This window comes from Mesorhizobium mediterraneum (assembly GCF_002284565.1).
Taxonomy (GTDB): domain Bacteria; phylum Pseudomonadota; class Alphaproteobacteria; order Rhizobiales; family Rhizobiaceae; genus Mesorhizobium; species Mesorhizobium mediterraneum.
Genome location: NZ_NPKI01000047.1, coordinates 1 through 20,032, shown reverse-complemented (window position 1 = coordinate 20,032; position 20,032 = coordinate 1). Strand labels below are relative to the sequence as shown.

Sequence of the window (20,032 nt, the reverse complement as noted above, 5' to 3'; positions counted from 1 at the left end):
CTGGTCAAGTCGTTTCAGGGCCGATCCTAAAAGCCCGCCCGTCGATCGAATAGGCGCCTGCGCCAGCCATCGCCAGCGCCAGAAAACCGCCGGATAGCGCGATGTCCTTCATCAGCATCTGTGAATGCATGAAGGCCAGCGTCGGATCGTCGCCACCTTGGCCATAATGGCCGATGAAGCCTGCCGCGATGCAGAAGGCGGCAAGCAGGAGTGCCACGATCGGCGTCTTGAGGCCGACGAGGATGAGCAGTCCGGCGACCAGCTCGAACAGCCCCGTCACCCAGGCCACGAGCGTCGGCAGCGGCAGGCCGAGGCCGGCAAAATAGCCTGATGTGCCGGTAATGTCGGTAAGCGCGTGGAAGCCGGACGGAACGAACAGGGCGGCAAGCAGAAGACGGGAAAGCAGAAGCAGCGCATTGCGGGGCATTGGTCACCTCCGATGTCGGCCACGCCGGTTGGTCTGTTCCTCCCCGACGCCCTCGATCTTAGCGGAAATTCGGGCCAGGCCACTCGGCCCGGCCAATCGACAGTCTGGTAGATCGACAACGAAAAAGGGACGCGGAAAATTCCGCGCCCCTTGCTGCAACAGCTACTAGCTTGCGTCAGCCGCGCTTGGCGTCGACCGAATAGGCGCCGGCGCCCGAGGAAGCCAGCACGAGGAAACCGCCGGAAATCGCCAGGTTCTTCATGAAGCTGATCATCTGCATCTGATCGGCCCAGCCGGTGTGGGCGACCAGCGCCGTGGCGACAGTGAAGACTGCCAGCACCCAGGCGGTGATCCGGGTCTGGAAACCGATGAGGATGGCGAGACCGCCGAGCAGCTCGATCAGGCCGACGACAACAGCCGTTACGGTCGGCATCGGCAGGCCCATGCTGCCGAAGTAGCCTGCGGTGCCGGCGATCGCGGTAAGCTTGCCGAAACCGGAAAGCACGAAGATGACTGAAAGCAGGACGCGGCCAAGCAGGATAGTGGCCGAGGCGTTGGAAACGGTGCCGGAACCGGCAACGGACGTGTTGGTGGACATGGTGACTCTCTCCGGAAGGGGTTGTAGTGCCATCCAGATAGAGCAGGTCGACTGTTCACCAAAGATGCGGATTTGGTTACAGATCGTTCACAGCAGTAACGTTTCTGCGATCAGCGCAAAAATCATCGGGGATGACGTCACGTCACCCGGGATGCGTCATGTCCTCCGGCCGCACCAGGCGGTCGTAGTCGGCTTCGGTGACCAGCCCGGTGGCCAGCGCTTCCTCGCGCAAGGTTGTACCGTTCTTGTGCGCGGTCTTGGCGATCTTGGCGGCATTGTCGTAGCCGATGGTCGGCGCCAGTGCTGTCACCAGCATCAGCGAACGGTCCAGGGCGGCCTTGATGTTGTCTTCCCGCGCCTCAATGCCCACAACGCAATTGTCGGTGAAGGAGATGGAGGCGTCGGCGAGCAGCTGCACCGACTGCAGGAAATTATAGGCCATCAGCGGGTTGTAGACGTTGAGCTCGAAATGGCCCTGACTGCCGGCGAAGGTCACAGCCGCATTGTTGCCGAACACCTGGATGCAGACCTGCGTCAACGCCTCGCACTGGGTGGGGTTGACCTTGCCCGGCATGATCGATGAACCCGGCTCGTTTTCCGGCAGCGACAGTTCACCAAGGCCGGAGCGCGGGCCGGAGCCGAGCAGACGAATGTCGTTGGCAATCTTGAACAGGGCGCCAGCGCAGGCGTTGATGGCGCCATGCGAGAACACCATGGAATCATGGGCCGCTAGCGCCTCGAACTTGTTCGGCGCCGTGACGAAGGCGATGCCGGTGATGTCAGCAATGCGCGCCGCCACCTTCTCGGCAAAACCGACCGGCGCGTTGAGACCGGTGCCGACGGCGGTGCCGCCTTGCGCCAGTTCCTGCAGGCCGGGCAGCGTCATCTCGATGCGTTTGATCGATGAGGCGACCTGCGCGGCATAGCCTGAGAATTCCTGGCCAAGGGTGAGGGGCGTCGCGTCCTGCGTATGCGTGCGGCCGATCTTGATGATGTGGGCAAAAGCTTTGGTCTTGGCCTCCAGCGCGGCGTGCAAATGCCTGAGCGCCGGCAACAGGTCGTGCACGATGCGCTCGGCGCAGGCGATGTGCATGGCCGTCGGATAGGTATCGTTCGACGACTGGCTCATATTGACGTGGTCGTTGGGGTGCACCGGTTTCTTGGATCCCATGACACCGCCCAGCAGTTCGATCGCCCGATTGGAGATCACCTCGTTGGCGTTCATGTTGGATTGCGTGCCCGAGCCGGTCTGCCAGACGACCAGCGGGAAATGATCGTTGAGCTTGCCGTCGATGACTTCCTGAGAGGCTTCGATGATCGCTTTGCCGATAGCCGGATCGAGCCGCTTCAGCTCCATATTGGTTTCGGCCGCCGCCCGCTTGACGATGCCGAGCGCGCGAACGATCGACGCTGGCTGTTTTTCCCAGCCGATTTTGAAATTTCCCAGCGAACGCTGCGCCTGTGCGCCCCAGTAGCGGTCGGCGGCGACCTCGATGGGACCGAACGTGTCGGTTTCGGTTCTGGTCTCTGGCGCGCTCACTTGGTCTCTCCGGTCTGTCGAATTCGGGACCGGCGTATCGCGTTGCACAAATGGCTTCAAGCGGAGATTGCGGGCGGCAAGGATGCAAATCGGTTGAAGGAGAATCTTCTTTCTTCTCTCGCTATCGAGAAGGTGGATCGGCGCGTTGGCGCCGAGACGGTTGAGGTATGTGGAAGAAACTCCAACGCGGGCGATCCACTCGAACACCCTCATCCGAACTAGCGCGGCGCGGATAAAGTGCACTGGCAGGAAAAACTTATGGCTTTGGACTGAATGCGTGTATGGCGTCCTCCGAGAAAACAGTTCGGCTGTTTGTTGAATGGCCGAATGTCGAGGAGAAACTCCATGTCGCGGAGCGTGTTGGTGTCTGGAGGCTGCGGCTTCATCGGATCGCATTTGGTCGATCGCCTGTTGCTGCGCGCCGACCTGGGAAAGTTGGTTGTCGTCGACAATCTGTGGACCGGAGTGCAGCAGAACATTGAGCATATCAATGATCCGCGACTGAGCCTGGAAGTACAAGACGCCGAGAGCTTCGCATCGCACCAGCGCTTCGATGAAATCATGCACTTGGCGTCGCCTGCTTCTCCATCATGGTACATGCGCGAGCCGGTACGCACGATCAAGGCCAACATCGGGGGCGCGCTGAATCTTCTGACGCTACTCAAACCGGGTGGTCGCTTCTGCTTCACTTCGACGTCGGAAGTCTATGGCGACCCCTTGGTCTCTCCGCAGCCGGAGAGCTACAGGGGCTCGGTGGATTGCATAGGACCCCGATCGTCATACGACGAGAGCAAGCGCTGCACCGAAGCGCTGTTGTTTGAATCTCAGCGCATCAGCGGACTCGATGTCCGTGTCGCGAGATTGTTCAACACATATGGACCGCGAACTCGTATCGACGATGGTCGCGCTATATCGAATTTTATCAGCCAAGCCCTGACCACCGGAATCCTGACGGTCTATGGCGACGGTCTTCAATCCCGCAGTTGGGGTTATGTCGAGGATATCGTCGACGGTTTGGAGCGTTTTTTCTGGCGCGACAACATATCGTACCGGGGCACTTTGAATATCGGAAACGATTGCGAGGTGTCTGTGCTGGAGATCGCAAACTTCGTCTGTTCGCTCGTTCCAGGTTCCCGGGTCGAGCATCATCCGCCAGCTCCCCAGGATCCCACAAATCGATGCCCGGACCTGACTCTGGCCAGGCGTGTTCTTCCAGACTGGGGAGCGAAGGTCAGCTATCAAGAAGGCGTTAGGCTGACCCTTGAATGGTTTCGAGAACAGGTTTCTGAATGGCGCTCGGCCAACATGGAATCTTCGGCTGTGCCTGCGATGCGCCCTGTGAGCGGTGCGTGAAATCCTGCGCGACGATCAGGGAGACATTTATGCCGGCGATTCTCTTGGCACTGTGACCACCGCTGTGGTTTGAGCAAAGCGGCGATATCGATCATCTCGCCGGGAGTAGAAACGGCAAGGCAACAGCCGAGCCGATGCGCGGCTATGACAGGACATCCTATTCGTGAAATTGATTGTTGTGACACCGGCCGGTCGCGAGAAATATCTCCGCCTGCTCAGCCATTATGTACTGAAGAGCCCTGAAGTATACGAATGGCATTTGTGGGACAATTGCCGCAACGAGGTCGATCGTGCCTATCTCCAACAGCTGGCTGCGACAGACACGCGTTGCAGGATAAAAACGCTTCCTGATGCTGATGGCAGCAACAACGCGATCGGCGACTTCTTTCGCTTCTGCGACGATCCGGACGCTTTCTATTTGCGCCTCGACGACGATGTGGTTTTTCTGGAAGATGGCTTCTTCCCTAGATTCATGGAGAGGGTAGCAAGCGAAAGGGGGTCGGCTCTGTGGTATGCGCCGTTGATCATCAACAACGCAATCTGCAACACGCTGATCAAGTATCTTTCCAGGGTCTTGGTCGACGGGCCACTTACGTGTCAGGCGGCATGCGAATTCTCGTGGGCCCACGCTAGTTTTCCGATGGCGCTTCACCCGGTCTTCATCGAAGCCGTCAAAGCCAACAGACTCGGCGATTTCCGCGTGCCGGACCGGGAGATCCGGCTGTCGCGCTTTTCGATCAACGCGATCGGCTTCTTTGGATCCGACATAGTGGAACTGGGTGATCTTTTTATTCCGCCGAAGAGCGGTAGTGGCGGCGAGGAAGAGTGGCTATCAGCAACGCTGCCGGCGATGCTCGATCGCCCGGGCAAAGTGCTCGGCGATCTGGTCGTAGCGCATTTCAGCTTCTTCACCCAGGAACGCCGTCTGCTTCAAACCAATATTCTTGACAGCTACTATAGGCTCGCCGGCCTTGTCCCGCAGTCTTACAAAACACCTGTGATCCCGTTGAAAGACCGGCTAAGGCCGTGGCGCAAGCTCAAAAGGAGCCGGGCACCGAAATACACGATTTCGCTTCCCCCAAGCATTGCCGACTGATGTTCGGCTAACTGAGCGATACACGCGCCTAGCCGGCCGACTGGCTGCTTTTGGTCTTACCTTGCGATCCCGGCAACGCGCTCGGGATATTGCGCGGCCATCATGAACCGGTCCGCATGATCGGCAAAAATCCTGCTGACCTGTTCGGCGTCAAACCGGGACCTTCGTTTGCGCTTCTCGTCATTGATGAGGAAGCCGGTGATGGCATCGAGCTTTCGGGTGAAGCTTTTGAGGGCGAACCGCGGCTGCCGGGCGAAATGACCGGCCCAAGGCGTATCCTTTGCGAGTTGGCGATAGATGGCCAAGGCTTCGGGCTCGACGCCGATTGAACGCTGCGACCAGGGTTTACCCCGCGTGAAATGACGCGCGAACGACTTGCCGAACGATATCTGACTGCTGAAATTCGTCATGACGTTCCAGTTGGGGTGCATAGTCTGCCATCTGCCTTCAAAGGCAACGTTGAGCGCGCCTTGATCCAGCCCGTAGGTATGCTGCGAGGAGAGTTCTCGAGTTCTCTGCAACAACCCCTCTCGCCGCACCAGCGGCATGTTGAACACCAGCACGCCCGCATTGAATTTTGGTGCGCCCGGCTTCATCGGCAGGTGCTTCCGGTACTTCGCGTCGAAATAGCTCTGCTCGTCGTGAGCGGCCAGCAACGGCGCGTGCAGTTGCGTGTGGGTAAGGTCGGCTATCGATCGATTGAAGAGCACGTCGCTGTCGGCATAGACGATACGATCGTAAGGCTCGAACTCAGGCAATTGATCTGCGAACAGCCTGATATAGGTCGCCAAGGTCAGATGGCCCGGATCAAAATTCGTCGCCTCCATGAACTTCGACACGTCGAGGATGCTGACCGCGGACCCTAGCAAGCGCTCACCGACCTCCAGGTCTTTTGCGCCGGCACCAGTCTGAAGAAGAAAGCCCTTGATTGGGCCGGATACGTCCAACACACGGCGCGCGGCCAAGCAAGCGTATGGGAAGTAATTTTGATCGGCAGCGAAAAAGAAGCACGGATTTTGCGACATATCTAGACTCACCTCAGAGCGCATGCTCATCAAATACTTGTCTTGCTGCCGCAGGGCGGAAAGCTTTGACGCGTAGCTCTCTTGGTTTCTTATGGCTGAAAGAAGGCCGGCACCGGCAGATCGGTGGTAAGACAGCCGATTGTGACTGCCGCAGCATGCCTCGCCTGTCCAATGGCAACGTCCATATCGAGATATTTGAACGTCGCAAGGCGGCCTACGAAACTCACGTTGCGGAGTTGCGTGGCCTCATACCGGTAGCGATCCAGCAACGCCGATCCGGCTGCCAGATTCACGGGATAGAATGGAACGTCGTTTTCGCCGCATTCGAAGCTGAATTCACGGGAACACAGGCTCTTCTCGTGTGTTTCCCACGGCGCGAATTTTTTGTGTTCGGAAATCCGAGTGTATGGGACCTCGGGATCGGGATAGGTCACGATTGCGCTTTCCTGAAAATCTCCCGTCACGATAAAATCCTCGAATCGCAGCGACCTGTAGGGAAGTCGTCCGAATTCGAAATTGAAGAAGGCGTCCAGTCCGCCCGTGTAAAAGACCTGATCAAATTCATGATCGCCGCCGTCACGGCGGAACTTGGTATCATACTCGACCGTGATGAGCGGATGTCGAAGCATCTTTTCCACCAAGGCGGTATAGCCTTCCTGCGGAATTCCGATCCGAGAATGGTGGAAGTAATTGTTGTCCTTGGTAAAGCGTAATGGCAACCGCTTGAAAATATCGGCTGGCAACTGGTCGGGTGGACGCCCCCACTGCTTTTGCGTATAGCCCTTGAAAAACGCGTTATAAAGTGCCTCACCTATACTTGAGATTGCTTGCTCTTCGAAATTTCGAGGGTCATGGTCCAGTGGTACCGAAAGATTCCGAATATGCGCCTGCGCGTCCTCTGCGGTGAACTGCCTTCCGAAAAATTGGTTCAACGTGTTTAGATTGATTGGAAGCGAGAACAGCCGCCCGGCCACATTGGCCTTCACCTCCAACGCAAAAGGCCTGAATTCTGCAAATCGTGAAACGAACGACCAGACATCCATATCGTCGGAATGGAAGATATGCGGTCCGAACGCATGCTTCATGATGCCGGTCCGCGCGTCTCGCTCGGTGTGGCAGTGCCCACCGGGATGCGGCTTTGCCTCGACAACCCGAACCGGATTGCCGGCGTCAGCAAGCGATCTGGCCAAAGTCGCGCCTGACACACCGGCACCTACGATCAAAATCCGCACATAACCTCGCAGAAGAGCATCATTGAAATGGCAGGCCTCGACGCAGTGATCCCGAACCTACCCATTCCTGTTCGCATCGCCGAACAGGGGCGGGGTTTGGTGCATAGGCTTAATCGAGGTGAAATGTACTGCCGGTTCAGCAAGGGAAGGCTGCAGGCAAGTTTCCGCGCCGTCTGGCTTCAAAGGCACATACAAGTGCTGACCCTTATAGCCGAGGCGCTGGCATTGCTAGGCGTTCGTAGCATCCCATCTTTCTATGTCAACTTGGCCGATGTGCCGTTTGCAAAAAGACCCAGGTATTTCCGGACGCGGTTCGGCTTTTCTTCGGCAGACGGTTATGCCGAGATTGCCGCGCCTGATTTCATCTTCAATGGCTGGCCGGAGGCGAAATTCGACGACTACGATCAAAAAACGTCGGCGATGGCAGTCGCGTCGGAAGGGCAGCCGCGCAAGAACAGTGCGTTTTGGGCAGGGCGCTGCATGAACGATGCGCGCAAGGCAACGGTCCAGGCTGCGACGGTCCGGCCCGATCTCCTGGAGGCTTATGACACCGCGCCTGACTACGACTCCGCGTCCGTGCAATATTCTGGCGCTTTCAAGACCATGGAGGAGCAGGTAGCGACATACAGATACATGATTGACGTCGAAGGTGCGGGCTATAGCGGGCGCTTGAAATTGCTGTTCCACACCAAGCGCGTCGTGCTGATGCAGGAACGACCATGGCATGAGTGGTTCTTCGGGAACATCGAGCCGTTTCGTCACTACGTCCCTGTGGCACGGAACATGTCCGACCTGGTCGAGCGTATCGAATGGTTGCGTGCCAATCCGAAAATGGAGGCCGAAATAGCCGCGGAGGCGCAGCAATTCGCGCAAACCAACCTGACGCGCTCGGCCGCGGTGGCCACATGGGCCCGCTTGCTTGAAGGCCACGTGGCTGCCGGCGGCAATTTGAAGTCCAATCTTCGGAAACTGACGCGTTCGAAACGGTAGTCCAACGAAGGCAACGTTTCATACGGGTCGTGAGACGTCCTCACGACAGGTCACCGTCCGAGCAGCGATTGTGAGGTGGGCGAAAGACGCAGCGTTTCCGTCGGTCTGACCTGGTCCGACTGCAATGCCTGCCAGGCCGGCGCGGCGGCAAGCGCTGCTTCATGACGGGCATGGGCGTCGGCGCTGTCGAAACCCGTGACGCTGATAAAAACGTTTTCGCCTGATCGAACCGGCAGGCGGGGAAAGCTGTTTTCGGCATGCTCGGTGACAAACGCAGCGAGTGGCCGCGCGCCAGGTGCCGCCAGCACGGACTCGGCATCAGTTTCGAAGCGGCTGGCGAAATCGACTTCGGCGCCGGGCCGCAGATGATGAATCTTAATGACAACAATATCCGACAAGCGGTTGTCTCTGCTTGGCTTTTCGTAAGCCGGCAAGGCTGTCCGTTGCGAGTCCGTCAGGTCGAAGCCCGCGCCCGGCCATGCCGGTTTCAGCAACAGCACGTCGTCGGAGTCAATCATCGTGGCGTTGGCGGCATCGCGCCAAGCGGCCCACACCGGTCCCTCGTAGAACGCGGTCAGCGCTTTTTTGCGCGCTTCCATGCCGTCGAAGCCGCGCAGCCAGACGAACATGTCAGGCCGGTCGAGATCGCGGAACTGGCCGATGATGGTCATCCCTGCCGTTTCCTGACCCTCGATCAGGTGCCCGTCGAAGATGCTGATCAGCGCCTCGCGCCGGCCAGGTTTCAGCGTGTATTGCCTGAGCTCGACGACCGGCGAGGCGTTGAGGCCGGATTTCGACGGGGCATTCAGGGGCAGGCTCATCGCGTAATCTCCAAAACAGGGTGATCATCCTGTTCTAAAACAGACCGGTTGTCCTGTTTTGTCAATCTGCTATCGTGTGGAGATGTCAGCAGAGATTACCGCTCGCCCAAAGGTGCGGCCCGGGAAACGCACCAACGACCCGGAAGGCCTGCGCAAACGCGTGCTCGATGTCGCCGAAGCCTCCTTTCAGGCGCGCGGCTACCACGCTTCCAGCCTCGGTGACCTGATGGCAGCGGCGGGTGTCACTGGCGGCGCGCTGCATCATCATTTCCCGACCAAGAAGGCGCTTGCGCTGGCGGTGATCGAGGAGCGAGTGGCGGCAGCCGTAGAAGAAACATGGATCGCCCCGCTGCAGGCGGCTGGCTCGGCGCGCGAGGGCGTGCGCAGCGTGTTCGAGGCCGTGGCAACGGAACTGGAGCAGCAGGGTTTCGTGCGCGGCTGCCCGCTCAACAATCTGGCGCATGAACTGTCGCTCGCCGATCCGGATTTTCGCGCTGCTCTTGCCGCCATTTTTTCGGCATGGCGCGAGGCGATCGCTGACAAGATCAGGGCCGACCAGCAAGCGGGCAGGGAGCAGGACACCGATCCGCAGCGCTTCGCCGCGCTCGCGGCCGCCACCTATTCCGGCGCCATGTCGATGGCCAAGACGGCGCAGGATTCCGGTGTGCTGCGCGATTGCCTGAACGCGCTGGAGCAGGGAGCTTCCCCAGCTTCGTCCTCCAAGGGCGGAGCAATTGCGAAGCGACGTCGCAGGGTGCTGCTGCGGCAGCACAGGGTCGTTTGATGCCGGGCGTCAGCCCTCTGCCCTGCCGGAGCCTAATTCGGTAGCGGTTTGATGATCTCGTAGCCGACCACGCTTTCGGCGTTGGTGCCCTCGTCATAGCGCCTGGCCAGAACGGCTTGCAGGTCGGGCGCGTAGAGCGCGGTGAATTCATCCTGTGTCTTGCCGGCCTCGTTCTTGATCGTCTGCCTGACGGCGAGCACGTTGTATTTGCAGTCGCCCAGGCCGAACGTCTCTTTGCCCTTGACGTTGATCTCGAGCGTCTCAGTGCCCTTCGGCTGTTTGTCGGGTGCGAGGCGAACGAATACGGTCTTGCTTTTCGCCCCGGCCTTGAGCGGAAACAGCTTTCTGAGATCGGAAAGCGGGATCATGGCAAGCTGACCGGTCTCGCTGTCGCGAAACACCTCGATCAGGCCGCCGAACAGAAACTGCGTCTGCGGCGATTGGGATTGGTATTCGTTGGCAACCGACACCATTCCACCCGCCGCCGGTCGAAACTCGCTATGGATGCCGGGCCTTTCGAGAACGAAGCCGGCCTTGGCGGCTTTGGCGTCGATGCACTCGGCACCATGAGCGGCGCTCGCCAGGATTGTGAGTGTCGTGCCGATGGATATAGTCTTCATGGCGTCCTCCTCTGCCCGTGTAAGTTGAGTGCAGCACCGGGAAGGAATGCCAGACCTGCGGCACCGTGTCGACATACTGTTCGAGGCAACTAGACGAAGAGGCGCCGGCTGTGCTGAATTTCGCGCCATGAATCGCATCTCGGCAGGATCACTCTCCCGGCGCAGCTTCCTGGCGCAGGCGGTAGGGTTTGCTGCGGCCGGCGCCGTTGCGCGACCGGCGCTCGGTCAGACCGGGCAGCGCAGTCCGCCCGTCGACGCCACCTTCCTGTTTATCGCCGATGTCCATGCCTGCCGCATGGCCAGCGGGCTGAGCCCCAATTGCCAGCAGGAAGGCAAGACCGACGCTGCCTTGCTGCGCAGTATCGCCGCCTTGAACGCCATCGACGACAAGGAATGGCCGGCCGAAATCAACGGCGTCGCCACCGGCTTCCGTTCGGCCGGCAGCCGCATCGCCACGCCGCTCGGCCTCGTCGTCGGCGGCGACATGACCGACGATGGCGGCGGCCAGATCACCCAGCCCAGCGAGGGCACGCAGCTTCTCCAGTTCAGCCAGCGCTATCAGCAAGGCGTCGGCCCGGATCGCGTGCACATGCCGGTCTATGTCGGGCTCGGCAACCATGATCTCGACCAGAATGGCCCGCCACCTCATGTCGACTGGTATAGGCGCGAATTGCGAGACTATGTCGAGGTCAACCACCGCCCGGGCGTGTTCTTCAAGCCGCCGGTGCCGGCGACCGACTACGATGTCGATACCGACTGCTATTCCTGGGACTGGGGTGGCCTGCATCTCATCCAGACGCACCGTTTTGCCGGCGACACCGGCCATGGCGCGCTCTCCAGCCTGCCATGGCTGAAGCAGGATCTGGCGACCTATGCGGCGGATGGCCGCCCCGTCATCCTCTTCCAACACTATGGCTGGGATGTTTTTTCGATCGAACGATGGGATGCCGCCAAAGGAACCTTCGACGATGACGGTCCTGGCCCGCCGCATTGGTGGAGCGAAGCGGACCGGCAGGCGCTGCTGGCGGCGCTGAAGGGCTACAATGTCGTCGCTATCTTGCACGGTCACCAGCACGAGGTGCCGATGATCTACCGCCGCGACGGGGTCGATCTGTTCAAGCCGAAGGCCGCCTATATGGGCGGCTTCGCGCTGGCGCGGGTGACCAGCGACAGCATGGACGTGGTGCTTGGTGAAGCCATCGGCGATCATGGCGAGGTCGCCTTCACCAACGCTTTCTCGAAGAGCCTGAACTTCTAACGGCGGCAACTGAAGCAGACAGCAAACCGCCTAAAGCAATTCCAGGAAAAGTGCGTAGCGGTTTTCCGTCCGGAATTGCGTAAAAGCAAACACTTAGAGCGGTTCGGCGCTTCTATCAAAAGCTGAACCGCTCTTAAGCCGCTTCCTCATCGCTGTTGAAAGCGGCAGCGCAGCGATCAGAGCGCCTTTCTGACCCTGTCCTTCACGTCGCCATAGGCCTTCTGCAATTTGCCGGCGATTTTGTCGGCCGAGCCTTCAGCCTGGACGCGCCTGTTGCCGGTGGCCTTGCCGGCGGCTTTCTTCACGGAGCCTTTGATCTGCTTGGCTAGGCCCGCAACCTGATCCTTGTTCACCATGGCCGCATCTCCTGGGGTTTAATTTGCCTTTGTCCTGGGCAAACGGGCGGCTGGTTTTTCGGTTCCGAGGCCACGGGTCCGCGATGGCCGGAGCCGTCCGGCTCGCCGGCGCTAAGCGGCGATTGCCGCTCGCCATAAAAGAACGCCCCTCGCGCGTTTTATTGCACGGGAGGCGTCCTTTGTGTCAGCCTTTCCTGAGATTGCTCTCGTGAACTGCTGACGATACCCAAAATGCATGGATGCCAAAATGGTTCCCGGCATGGTGCGATTTTTTTCGACAGCTGACGCTCGACCGGTTTCGGCGCCAAATCCGCCATCGAATCCTTGCTTAATCCAAGCTGGCGGCGATCGGTCCGCCGGGCGGCGAAAGCAAAAATTGACACGGCGTCAAAAGAAGTCTATAAGAAATTCGTCGATATTTGTTTGACTGACTTTTGTTATCCGCGTGCTCAGGCGCGCCTTTGACGAACTTCCCCCATCAAAATCGAGACAAACGTTGTTGTGCATTCGCATGACGGCGAATGAATATTTGCCACGGAAAGGGTTCGTTATGAGCACAGGCACAGTTAAATGGTTCAACGCCACCAAGGGTTTTGGTTTTATTCAACCTGACGACGGCTCCGCCGACGTTTTTGTCCACATCTCGGCCGTAGAGCGCGCCGGAATGCGCGACATCGTCGAGGGCCAGAAGCTCGGCTATGAGATGGTCCGCGACAACAAGTCGGGCAAGATGTCCGCCGATCAGTTGAAGGCGGCCTAAAACGGAATTCAGCCTCGCCGGTGACCACGGATGTACCGGCACCGGTGAATGGCGGATTCCAGCGTGACCCCGGAGACTTCGTTTCCGAAGGATCATGCGCAGATGAAAAAGTGTCAGCGCGTCCAAAAGGACGCGCGGCGCTCCAGCGGAAGGTCAGGCAATGCCTGGCCTTTTGCGTTTGGGGCGCTTCAAAAGTTCGAAAAGAGCACCGCGCGTTCGCTTGAACGTGTTAAGGGTGCTCCAGCAATTTGAATCCGACTGCCGTATTGCTTTGTGCGTGGTCCTGGTCGAAAGACCGGTCTCGCCATTTTCGGCATTACGCTCCGAACCGGGAGAAAGACCTTGACCGCCACTTCAAAGAAATCCCGCGACCAGGCCGAATCCATCTTCAGCAAGACCCAGACCCAGTCCATGTCGCTCAACCGCATCATTTCCGAACAGGATGCTGTCAGCCAGGCCCGGGAAGCCAAGACCGCGCGGCTGCGCGAATTGCGCCTGGAAAAGGAAGCCGACGAGATGGCTGCGGCCGCCGCGCTCCCCGCCTCGCCGAAGCGCGTGGGCAAACGCTGATGGCCACCAAGCGCGTCCCGCAAAAGGCGATCGCCGCCGATTCGACCATCGCCGATGTCGTGGGAGAACTCGACAAGCCGGTCGAATATGTCCGCCGCGTGCTCGAAAAGCTCGAGCGCTGCAGGCGCGCCCATGGCGATGCCCAGGTCAGGCTCGGCGTGCGTGGCCGCTCCGAATGCCCGAACTATCTGATCGAGTATGTCCGCGAAAATGCCAAGACCCATGAGCGGGTCACCCATCAGGATGCCGCCTATAGCGGCAGCACGCATCGCGAGCTGGCGCCCCGGCACATCGAGGAGGCCAGGAACTGGTCGCCCGAGGAAATGAACATCACGGCGGTCTCGGCGCTGATCGGCCGCCTTCGCAACCCGAATGCGCCATCATCGCGTTTCTCTGACGAGGATTGATATGGCCATAAAATTTTCCGCCAAGGATCAGCCGGCAGCAACCGCTGCCGCCAAGCCGGCCAAGCCGGCCGCCGCGCCGAAAGCCGACGTCACCGCCGAGGCCGCGACCGATCTGTTCAAGTCGCCGGCGGATGTCGCATCGCGCAAGACCAGGAAGAAGAAATAGCGCCCTTGCCGCGAAACGCCGATCCCGTTGCGTCAGGGCCGCTTGCCCTGGCGAGCGCCGCCCCTCTCTTCGATTGCCAGAGCTGCGGCGCCTGCTGTTCCTATTCGGCCGAATGGCCCCGCTTTTCGACTGAGGATGACGCTCAGCTCGACCGGATCCCGCAAGACTATGTGGCTGCCGACGAAGCCGGCATGCGCTGCGACGGCGTGCGCTGCTCGGCGCTTTCCGGCGAGGTCGGCAAGTCGACCGCCTGTGGCATCTACGAGGTCCGACCGGACGTCTGCCGCGCCTGCATGCCCGGTGGCGACGATTGCCTGATGGCGCGCAAGGCGCATGGGCTGTCGACGCTGTAGTAACGGGCCTAGATAGCGTTTTTGTAGATCAGGCCATCTTTCATGATGATTTTGAAGTTGTTGGCTGGATCGGCCACCACGTCGAGGTTCTCCAGCGGATTGCCTTCGACGAGCAGGAGGTCCGCGAGCGCGCCTTCTTCGATCACGCCGAGTTTCCCCGGATAGGGGTTGCGACGGCCCGACAGCGCGAGCAGCTCGGCATTTGTCCCGGTCGCCATGACGAGCGCTTCGGCAGGCGTGTACCAACGGACGAGCGACGCCAGGATTGCCCCCTGCTGCTTCGCCAACGCGCGGGAGAACAGGACATCGGTGCCCCATGCCGTCTTGATCTTGTATTTCTTGGCGAGTTCGTAGGTCCTGCCAATGCCCGGCCACACTTCATCGGCCTTGGCTCGCTCGACCGAACCCTCCCGGAGGCCTGTCCTCATCAATTCTGGAAGCGGCTGCAAGCTCAGCCAAATGTCCTTTTCGGCGATCAGCTTGGCGGTTGTCTCGTCCATGAGGAAGCCGTGTTCGATGCACTTAACGCCAGCCGCGATAGCCTTCCGGATCGCATCCGAGGTGAAGGCGTGCGCGGCGACGTAGGTGCCCCAATTTTCGGCAATTTCAACGGCGGCCCGCAGTTCGGGCTCGGTGAAGGTGGTGACGTCGAGCGGGCTGTGGGGCGACGACACTCCGCCGCCCGCTGTCAACTTCAGCAGCGCGGCCCCCTGCATGAACTGCTCGCGGGCACGCAAACGCACCTCGTCGGGGCTGTCCACAACTATGCTGCCGCCGTTCCTCTCCATGGGAGTGAACAAGCCGCCGATCGTCCGAGGCAAATCGCTGAGCTGGCGGAAATCCCCATGCCCGCTGGTCACGGTGATCATGGCTCCGGACGGATAGATGCGTGGTCCCGCTATGATGCCTTGATCTATCGCGCGCTTGAGGCCGAACGCCGGCCCGCCCACGTCGCGAACGGTGGTGAAGCCGCGCATCAGCGTATCCGTTGCCTCGTCGCCGGCCGCAAGATTGGCGAAGCCGACGTCGCCCATCGCCTCTGCCGGCGTGGACGCAATCAGCATTGCGTGCCAATGCGCATCGATCAGCCCCGGCATTAGCGTTCGCCCGTTGCCGGCAATGCGCCGCGCGTCTTCGGCCGCGATGGGACTTGTCGAGATCCGCGCGATCACATTGCCCTCGACCAGCACATTGGATGGGGCCGAAAGTGCAGCGCCTTTTCCGTCGAAGATGCGGACGTTTTCGAAAAGCACGTCGTCAGCGGCCGCAGTTGCGCAAAGTCCGAGCACGAGGGCTGCCGCAAGCATTTCTCTGCCTGAGCGAAGGATCATGAAAGCCGTGCGGGCAGAGAAAACGGCTGCGGCGAAGGACACGGCATGCGCCACGACCTCGCCTTTTGTCAGCTCCTGCGATCCAAAGGATTTGTGACACATGACGGTTATCCTGCTTCAGGAGGAGGTGGTCACGGCGCAAGGACAAGTTCTAGCTTATACGGCATCGTCGTCAAGAAGCGTTCCAGACTGGTTTCTTTCGCAGCGAGGGGTCGTTCGAAGGTCAGGCCGATCATGGTGATACCAGGGCAAGCAGTGCATGGTTCGCCTGAGGAAGCGATCAGACGAGGGAGCGCCCGGGATGGGTGGGAAGTCGCTGTTCGGTTCATCTGCGAGAACAAGCACGTTGCCAGGAGCGGGACATTCGCCTTGGTCTTCCTGCAAGGCAGCAGCCCAGAACCCAGGAGAAGGATTGTTACGGGCTACCCTGTCGCTCCAGTTTTGTCATGGCTAGGTCGGGGCACGCGACCAGGCGCCCACTTCCGAGCGGCTCACGATCACGCTACCCGCCTCGATTTCGCGCTGCATGCGCTGTCCCAAGGTTTCAATATCGACCTCAGCGGCCGTCGCAACTCCCCGGCTCTGGATTTCCGGCAGCATCGTGACAATGAGTTCAGCGGTCTGGTGTGACCATCCGAAACCGCTCTTGGTTCCTCCAACGACCGCCTCCAAGTGCATTGAGGGCGCGGTCAATCCAGCCGCGCGGAATGCCGCATCGAGCTTGATACCCATGTTGGTCTCGATACCGCTGCGCCGGAACGTCTCGACGATCCATCGACAGCAGTCGTCGTAGGTCGGCGCCGGCGGGCTGGATCGACAGCCGTCCCAATCCGGCTCATGGAAGACGATGATCCCTCCAGGCCGGAGATGGCGAGCGACGCCTCGCAGGATGGCCACAGGATCGGCTTGAAACATCAGAACATAGCGGCCGATCACGGCGTCGAACGGTCGGTCGAACGAGAGTGCCGCGGGATCGCCTTCACGGAAGCTGACATTCTGGATCGGATGCGTCGCCGCGCGCCCCTCCGCCGCCGCAAGGGCCGCTGGAGCCCGATCAGCGCCGATGACCTGACCTTCGCTGCCTACCATCTCGGAAACCAGGAATGTAACGTCGCCCGCGCCACAGCCGACGTCGAGCACGCGCATCCCGGGACTTATGCCCGCAGACAGCAAGATTCTTCGCGTGATCGGGTTAATGATGCCCGCCTGATGGCTGAGACGCCTGATCTCGCGATCGGAATGGACGAGAATATACGGGACGTGGACGTCGGCACGAGCGCCACCTGCGACTTCCATGGCTTGCCTCCCCTCATACGACTGTTCCCCAAAGGGGACATCGCGTTAGTCGACGACTATGCGCCGATGCGGCAGCCAGTCAATCAGACTCGCTGTTGACCTCAATGCGAATGTCGCTTCAGGGGTCAATGCTTGCCTTAGAAGTCCTCCGAACAAAGGGCAAAGAAGGGTCGTGAGCCGAAATTCGAAATGAGGCCTAACGGCCCTCGGGCTGGCTTGTGCCCGCGCGTTTCGCTGGCTACGTTGCCGGTGGCAGGACAACGCCGGGAGACCAGCCGTGAGCATCGAATTCTTGTTGACGTCGCTGATTGTCGTGGCTTCGCCCGGCACCGGCGTTCTTTATACGCTGAGCGCCGGGCTTTCGCGTGGCGCGCGCGCCAGCATTGTCGCTGCTTTTGGTTGCACGCTCGGCATCATTCCGCATATGGCGGCCGCCATCACCGGGCTGGCGGCGTTGCTGCACACCAGCGCACTCGCCTTCGAGACGATCAAATATCTGGGCGTCGCCTACCTGCTCTACATGGCGTGGAACACGTTGAAGGAGAGCGGCGGCTTGAACGTCGGGCAGGATGTCGCGCCGCGCTCGGTAGGCAAGGTGATCACCTCGGGCATCCTCATCAACATCCTCAACCCGAAGCTGTCGATCTTCTTCTTCGCCTTCCTGCCGCAGTTCGTCAGCACCACCGAACCGCATGCGCTGTCGAAGATGCTGGAGCTCAGCACCGTCTTCATGCTTCTGACCTTCGTCGTCTTCGTCGGCTACGGCATCTTCGCCGCCTCGATCCGCAGCCATGTCGTATCGCGGCCGATGGTGCTGACCTGGATGCGCCGCACCTTCGCCGGCGCCTTCGTCGCGCTCGGCGCAAAACTGGCGCTGACGGACCGGTAGACAGTAAGGATCGCGGGCAGTCGTCGAAGCTGGCGCCGCCCCTCATCTGCCTGCCGGCATCTTCTCCCCGTCTAGGACGGGGAGAAGGGGGCTGGCCGCAACCTGGCATCCTTCCTTTAACGCTTGAGATTGGCGAAATCTTTCGCGAAGGCAGCTTTTTCCCCCGTCACTATACGGGGAGAAATGCCCGGCAGGGCAATGAGGGGGCAGCGCCAAACCTATCCCTTCACATAACCCATCGCCTCGACGATCAGCCCGTCCGCTACGCGCATCAGATTGACGCCACGGATGGAGTTGCCGTCGGCACGCCAGTAACGCCAGCGGATTGTCGCCCGCTCACCGGCGACGAAGGTCTCCTCGATGTCGAAGCGGGTGCCGGGTTCGCTGGCTATCGCCGACCACAGGCGCACGCACGCCTCCCGGCCGGCATGGCGGGCGCCGTCCGGCGCCGGCACGGTATTTTCGATGACGCAGTCCTCTGCGACCAGGCCCGGGAGTGTCGATGGATCATGAAGCTGGAACATGTCGTTGTAGCGCCGCATGATCTCGGCCGTCTGTCTGGATTGGTCGTCTGGATGGACAACCATGATGCTATCCTGTTTCATCTCAGTATCTCCTGATTTCATTTCTCCGCGGCCGTGACCAAGTCGGCCTTGAGCGTGATGTCAGCCACACCAGCCAAAGCGCGTGAGACCAGGCATGTCGCTTTCGCAGACTGGGCAAGGCGCTGGAATTCCTCGGGCGCCAGGCCCGGGATTTCGGCTTCCGTTTCAAGATCGATGCGGATGATCGTCGGTCCCGCCTTGCTCGTGCCGAGGTGCACCTTGGCGACGGTGTGGATCCGTGCGGGGACATGGCCGCCGCTGCCGGCTATGGCGCTCAGCGCCATCGAAAAGCAGCCGGCTTGCGCCGCCGCGATCAGTTCCTCGGGGTTCGTGCCGGGACCGTTCTCGAAGCGCGACGGGAAGGAATATGCACCTTCGAAGACGCCGCTGCCGAGCCGAAGCCGGCCCGAACCTTCTTTCAACGACCCTTGCCATTGGGCTTCTGCTTCACGGATGGTCATTCGCTTTTCTCCTCTTCGATGAAATCCAATATATAGACCGATCTACATAATATATAGACCGATTGTCATATTCGGCGCAAGGCCTATAGTGCTCACTCCTGACAGAGGTTGACATGGCGAACGATACCCGCACCCGCATGATCGAGGCGACGGCGCTGCTGCTGAGGCAGCGCGGCTATCACGGCACCTCGCTCAACGACATTTTGAGCGCCTCCGGTGCGCCAAGAGGATCGCTCTATTTTCATTTTCCGGGCGGCAAGGACCAACTGGTCATCGAGGTGACGCGCGACAGCGTCGAAAAGGTCACGCAATGGATGGGTGAGGCGCTCGCCGCCGAGCAGGACCCGGCGGTGGCCGTCCACCACATCTACCAGGCGGTCGCACGCATGCTGGAGGACAACCAGTTCACGCTTGGCTGTCCGGTCGCGCCTGTAGTGCTGGACTCGCCGGCCGACATGCCGGAGCTGGCCGAATTATGCCGGTCGGCTTTCCAGCAATGGGTAGGCTTGCTGCAGGCGGCCTTCGTCAGGGCAGGGGTGCCCGAGCGCCGCGCTCACGCTCTGGCGTTGCTTGTCGAATCATCGCTGGAAGGGCTGATGGTGATCGCGCGCGCCACCCGCGACCGCGCCCCGGTGCTGGCGGTGGCCGATGAAGTCGCCGCGCTGATAGAAGGTGCCTTGCCGGCCAAAGAGGTCGCTGTAGCCGCACGCTGATATTTTATGGCCTTCATCGCATCGAAGCCGGCGTGGAGCCCTGCCGATACCGCTCGGCGATTCTGCGCCGCCGCGCCCGTGTAGAATGCGCGCCCCTTGCTTGTGATCAAGCTCCTCAATCCGACACGTCTCTCGGGTCACCTCAGAGCATGATCGTCCGATAGCAACGAAAAAGGGCGCCTTTCGGCGCCCTTTCCGTATCTGAAGGCTGATGGGTTGGATTAGAAATCCATGCCGCCCATGCCGCCCATGCCGCCGCCGCCCATGCCGCCTGGCATGCCGCCGCCAGCCGACTCCTTCTTCGGAGCCTCCGCGATCATGGCTTCGGTGGTGACCAGCAGGCCGGCGACCGAGGCCGCATCCTGGAGAGCCGTGCGCACG

General features: G+C 60.4%; 24 protein-coding genes. 12 read left to right on the top strand and 12 right to left on the bottom strand.

Features of this window, described 5'->3' with window-relative positions:
• Positions 1 to 4: 4 nt before the first annotated feature.
• The 3 genes from CIT25_RS32940 to fumC all read right to left on the bottom strand — a co-directional run bounded on the left by CIT25_RS32940 (position 5) and on the right by fumC (position 2,565).
• Positions 5 to 427: a DoxX family protein gene (locus tag CIT25_RS32940; protein WP_095489294.1), complete on the bottom strand. Its 423-nt coding sequence runs from the start codon at positions 425 to 427 to the stop codon at positions 5 to 7.
• Positions 428 to 602: 175 nt separating this feature from the next.
• The gene (locus CIT25_RS32935) at positions 603 to 1,025 is read right to left on the bottom strand and encodes a DoxX family protein (protein ID WP_095489293.1); all 423 of its coding nucleotides are present in this window, start codon (positions 1,023 to 1,025) and stop codon (positions 603 to 605) included.
• A gap of 142 nt (positions 1,026 to 1,167) precedes the next feature.
• Positions 1,168 to 2,565, bottom strand: coding sequence for a class II fumarate hydratase (gene fumC / locus CIT25_RS32930; protein ID WP_095489325.1), 1,398 nt, complete (start codon positions 2,563 to 2,565; stop codon positions 1,168 to 1,170).
• Between the two features lie 345 nt (positions 2,566 to 2,910).
• On the opposite strand from fumC, the gene CIT25_RS32925 reads away from it, so the two are divergent.
• Together CIT25_RS32925 and CIT25_RS32920 are read left to right on the top strand one after the other, a co-directional pair.
• Positions 2,911 to 3,918 (top strand): NAD-dependent epimerase/dehydratase family protein, encoded by a 1,008-nt coding sequence (locus CIT25_RS32925; RefSeq protein WP_095489292.1) that lies wholly within the window; start codon positions 2,911 to 2,913, stop codon positions 3,916 to 3,918.
• A 163-nt stretch (positions 3,919 to 4,081) separates the two neighbouring features.
• Positions 4,082 to 5,014 (top strand): hypothetical protein, encoded by a 933-nt coding sequence (locus CIT25_RS32920; protein WP_095489291.1) that lies wholly within the window; start codon positions 4,082 to 4,084, stop codon positions 5,012 to 5,014.
• 56 nt (positions 5,015 to 5,070) lie between these two features.
• Here CIT25_RS32920 and CIT25_RS32915 read toward each other — a convergent pair whose 3' ends face one another.
• Entirely contained in the window at positions 5,071 to 6,069 is a 999-nt protein-coding gene (locus CIT25_RS32915; protein ID WP_095489290.1) for a glycosyltransferase family 8 protein, read from the bottom strand.
• Between the two features lie 59 nt (positions 6,070 to 6,128).
• Positions 6,129 to 7,271, bottom strand: a complete 1,143-nt coding sequence (locus tag CIT25_RS32910) for a UDP-galactopyranose/dTDP-fucopyranose mutase family protein (RefSeq protein ID WP_095489289.1) — start codon at positions 7,269 to 7,271, stop codon at positions 6,129 to 6,131.
• Positions 7,272 to 7,298: 27 nt separating this feature from the next.
• Between CIT25_RS32910 and CIT25_RS32905 the strand changes: the two genes are divergently transcribed.
• Positions 7,299 to 8,261: a glycosyl transferase family 90 gene (locus CIT25_RS32905; protein WP_095489288.1), complete on the top strand. Its 963-nt coding sequence runs from the start codon at positions 7,299 to 7,301 to the stop codon at positions 8,259 to 8,261.
• Between the two features lie 50 nt (positions 8,262 to 8,311).
• Here CIT25_RS32905 and CIT25_RS32900 read toward each other — a convergent pair whose 3' ends face one another.
• Positions 8,312 to 9,082, bottom strand: a complete 771-nt coding sequence (locus tag CIT25_RS32900; protein WP_095489287.1) for an NIPSNAP family protein — start codon at positions 9,080 to 9,082, stop codon at positions 8,312 to 8,314.
• Between the two features lie 82 nt (positions 9,083 to 9,164).
• Between CIT25_RS32900 and CIT25_RS32895 the strand changes: the two genes are divergently transcribed.
• Positions 9,165 to 9,866 (top strand): TetR/AcrR family transcriptional regulator, encoded by a 702-nt coding sequence (locus tag CIT25_RS32895; protein ID WP_167391119.1) that lies wholly within the window; start codon positions 9,165 to 9,167, stop codon positions 9,864 to 9,866.
• Between the two features lie 32 nt (positions 9,867 to 9,898).
• On the opposite strand, the gene CIT25_RS32890 is transcribed toward CIT25_RS32895, so the two are convergent.
• Positions 9,899 to 10,486 carry a hypothetical protein gene (locus tag CIT25_RS32890; protein ID WP_095489286.1) on the bottom strand — a complete coding sequence of 196 codons (588 nt, stop codon included), beginning with the start codon at positions 10,484 to 10,486 and terminating at the stop codon, positions 9,899 to 9,901.
• 127 nt (positions 10,487 to 10,613) lie between these two features.
• On the opposite strand from CIT25_RS32890, the gene CIT25_RS32885 reads away from it, so the two are divergent.
• Positions 10,614 to 11,744 (top strand): metallophosphoesterase, encoded by a 1,131-nt coding sequence (locus tag CIT25_RS32885; RefSeq protein ID WP_095489285.1) that lies wholly within the window; start codon positions 10,614 to 10,616, stop codon positions 11,742 to 11,744.
• Between the two features lie 176 nt (positions 11,745 to 11,920).
• Here CIT25_RS32885 and CIT25_RS32880 read toward each other — a convergent pair whose 3' ends face one another.
• Complete coding sequence (locus CIT25_RS32880) at positions 11,921 to 12,100, bottom strand: CsbD family protein (protein WP_095489284.1); 180 nt, start codon at positions 12,098 to 12,100, stop codon at positions 11,921 to 11,923.
• 550 nt (positions 12,101 to 12,650) lie between these two features.
• On the opposite strand from CIT25_RS32880, the gene CIT25_RS32875 reads away from it, so the two are divergent.
• The 5 genes from CIT25_RS32875 (at position 12,651) to CIT25_RS32855 (ending at position 14,356) form a co-directional block, all read left to right on the top strand.
• Positions 12,651 to 12,860, top strand: a complete 210-nt coding sequence (locus CIT25_RS32875; RefSeq protein ID WP_010915421.1) for a cold-shock protein — start codon at positions 12,651 to 12,653, stop codon at positions 12,858 to 12,860.
• Between the two features lie 342 nt (positions 12,861 to 13,202).
• Positions 13,203 to 13,430, top strand: a complete 228-nt coding sequence (locus tag CIT25_RS32870) for a hypothetical protein (protein ID WP_095489283.1) — start codon at positions 13,203 to 13,205, stop codon at positions 13,428 to 13,430.
• Positions 13,430 to 13,837 carry a hypothetical protein gene (locus CIT25_RS32865; RefSeq protein ID WP_095489282.1) on the top strand — a complete coding sequence of 136 codons (408 nt, stop codon included), beginning with the start codon at positions 13,430 to 13,432 and terminating at the stop codon, positions 13,835 to 13,837. Before CIT25_RS32870 ends, CIT25_RS32865 begins: the two co-directional genes overlap by 1 nt.
• 1 nt (position 13,838) lies before the next feature.
• Positions 13,839 to 14,003 (top strand): hypothetical protein, encoded by a 165-nt coding sequence (locus tag CIT25_RS32860; RefSeq protein ID WP_095489281.1) that lies wholly within the window; start codon positions 13,839 to 13,841, stop codon positions 14,001 to 14,003.
• Positions 14,004 to 14,050: 47 nt separating this feature from the next.
• Positions 14,051 to 14,356: a YkgJ family cysteine cluster protein gene (locus tag CIT25_RS32855; RefSeq protein ID WP_245330109.1), complete on the top strand. Its 306-nt coding sequence runs from the start codon at positions 14,051 to 14,053 to the stop codon at positions 14,354 to 14,356.
• A gap of 8 nt (positions 14,357 to 14,364) precedes the next feature.
• Here CIT25_RS32855 and CIT25_RS32850 read toward each other — a convergent pair whose 3' ends face one another.
• Positions 14,365 to 15,663: a metal-dependent hydrolase family protein gene (locus CIT25_RS32850; protein ID WP_095489323.1), complete on the bottom strand. Its 1,299-nt coding sequence runs from the start codon at positions 15,661 to 15,663 to the stop codon at positions 14,365 to 14,367.
• 474 nt (positions 15,664 to 16,137) lie between these two features.
• The gene (locus CIT25_RS32845; protein WP_095489279.1) at positions 16,138 to 16,983 is read right to left on the bottom strand and encodes a class I SAM-dependent methyltransferase; all 846 of its coding nucleotides are present in this window, start codon (positions 16,981 to 16,983) and stop codon (positions 16,138 to 16,140) included.
• 277 nt (positions 16,984 to 17,260) lie between these two features.
• Between CIT25_RS32845 and CIT25_RS32840 the strand changes: the two genes are divergently transcribed.
• Positions 17,261 to 17,872, top strand: a complete 612-nt coding sequence (locus CIT25_RS32840) for a LysE family translocator (protein ID WP_095489278.1) — start codon at positions 17,261 to 17,263, stop codon at positions 17,870 to 17,872.
• Between the two features lie 218 nt (positions 17,873 to 18,090).
• On the opposite strand, the gene CIT25_RS32835 is transcribed toward CIT25_RS32840, so the two are convergent.
• Together CIT25_RS32835 and CIT25_RS32830 are read right to left on the bottom strand one after the other, a co-directional pair.
• Positions 18,091 to 18,477, bottom strand: a complete 387-nt coding sequence (locus CIT25_RS32835) for a nuclear transport factor 2 family protein (RefSeq protein WP_095489277.1) — start codon at positions 18,475 to 18,477, stop codon at positions 18,091 to 18,093.
• 17 nt (positions 18,478 to 18,494) lie between these two features.
• Positions 18,495 to 18,938 carry an OsmC family protein gene (locus tag CIT25_RS32830; RefSeq protein ID WP_095489276.1) on the bottom strand — a complete coding sequence of 148 codons (444 nt, stop codon included), beginning with the start codon at positions 18,936 to 18,938 and terminating at the stop codon, positions 18,495 to 18,497.
• A gap of 113 nt (positions 18,939 to 19,051) precedes the next feature.
• Between CIT25_RS32830 and CIT25_RS32825 the strand changes: the two genes are divergently transcribed.
• The gene (locus tag CIT25_RS32825) at positions 19,052 to 19,651 is read left to right on the top strand and encodes a TetR/AcrR family transcriptional regulator (protein WP_095489275.1); all 600 of its coding nucleotides are present in this window, start codon (positions 19,052 to 19,054) and stop codon (positions 19,649 to 19,651) included.
• The last annotated feature ends 381 nt before the right edge of the window (positions 19,652 to 20,032 follow it).

Excerpts from the sequence above, each read along its gene's own strand:
- CIT25_RS32940 (WP_095489294.1), bottom strand. The coding sequence starts at position 427 with ATGCCCCGCAATGCGCTGCTTCTGCTTTCCCGTCTTCTGCTTGCCGCC.
- CIT25_RS32935 (WP_095489293.1), bottom strand. The coding sequence starts at position 1,025 with ATGTCCACCAACACGTCCGTTGCCGGTTCCGGCACCGTTTCCAACGCC.
- CIT25_RS32925 (WP_095489292.1), top strand. The coding sequence starts at position 2,911 with ATGTCGCGGAGCGTGTTGGTGTCTGGAGGCTGCGGCTTCATCGGATCG.
- CIT25_RS32915 (WP_095489290.1), bottom strand. The coding sequence starts at position 6,069 with ATGAGCATGCGCTCTGAGGTGAGTCTAGATATGTCGCAAAATCCGTGC.
- CIT25_RS32905 (WP_095489288.1), top strand. The coding sequence starts at position 7,299 with ATGGCAGGCCTCGACGCAGTGATCCCGAACCTACCCATTCCTGTTCGC.
- CIT25_RS32900 (WP_095489287.1), bottom strand. The coding sequence starts at position 9,082 with ATGAGCCTGCCCCTGAATGCCCCGTCGAAATCCGGCCTCAACGCCTCG.
- CIT25_RS32895 (WP_167391119.1), top strand. The coding sequence starts at position 9,165 with ATGTCAGCAGAGATTACCGCTCGCCCAAAGGTGCGGCCCGGGAAACGC.
- CIT25_RS32890 (WP_095489286.1), bottom strand. The coding sequence starts at position 10,486 with ATGAAGACTATATCCATCGGCACGACACTCACAATCCTGGCGAGCGCC.
- CIT25_RS32885 (WP_095489285.1), top strand. The coding sequence starts at position 10,614 with ATGAATCGCATCTCGGCAGGATCACTCTCCCGGCGCAGCTTCCTGGCG.
- CIT25_RS32880 (WP_095489284.1), bottom strand. The coding sequence starts at position 12,100 with ATGGTGAACAAGGATCAGGTTGCGGGCCTAGCCAAGCAGATCAAAGGC.
- CIT25_RS32875 (WP_010915421.1), top strand. The coding sequence starts at position 12,651 with ATGAGCACAGGCACAGTTAAATGGTTCAACGCCACCAAGGGTTTTGGT.
- CIT25_RS32865 (WP_095489282.1), top strand. The coding sequence starts at position 13,430 with ATGGCCACCAAGCGCGTCCCGCAAAAGGCGATCGCCGCCGATTCGACC.
- CIT25_RS32860 (WP_095489281.1), top strand. The coding sequence starts at position 13,839 with ATGGCCATAAAATTTTCCGCCAAGGATCAGCCGGCAGCAACCGCTGCC.
- CIT25_RS32850 (WP_095489323.1), bottom strand. The coding sequence starts at position 15,663 with ATGCTTGCGGCAGCCCTCGTGCTCGGACTTTGCGCAACTGCGGCCGCT.
- CIT25_RS32845 (WP_095489279.1), bottom strand. The coding sequence starts at position 16,983 with ATGGAAGTCGCAGGTGGCGCTCGTGCCGACGTCCACGTCCCGTATATT.
- CIT25_RS32835 (WP_095489277.1), bottom strand. The coding sequence starts at position 18,477 with ATGAAACAGGATAGCATCATGGTTGTCCATCCAGACGACCAATCCAGA.
- CIT25_RS32830 (WP_095489276.1), bottom strand. The coding sequence starts at position 18,938 with ATGACCATCCGTGAAGCAGAAGCCCAATGGCAAGGGTCGTTGAAAGAA.
- CIT25_RS32825 (WP_095489275.1), top strand. The coding sequence starts at position 19,052 with ATGGCGAACGATACCCGCACCCGCATGATCGAGGCGACGGCGCTGCTG.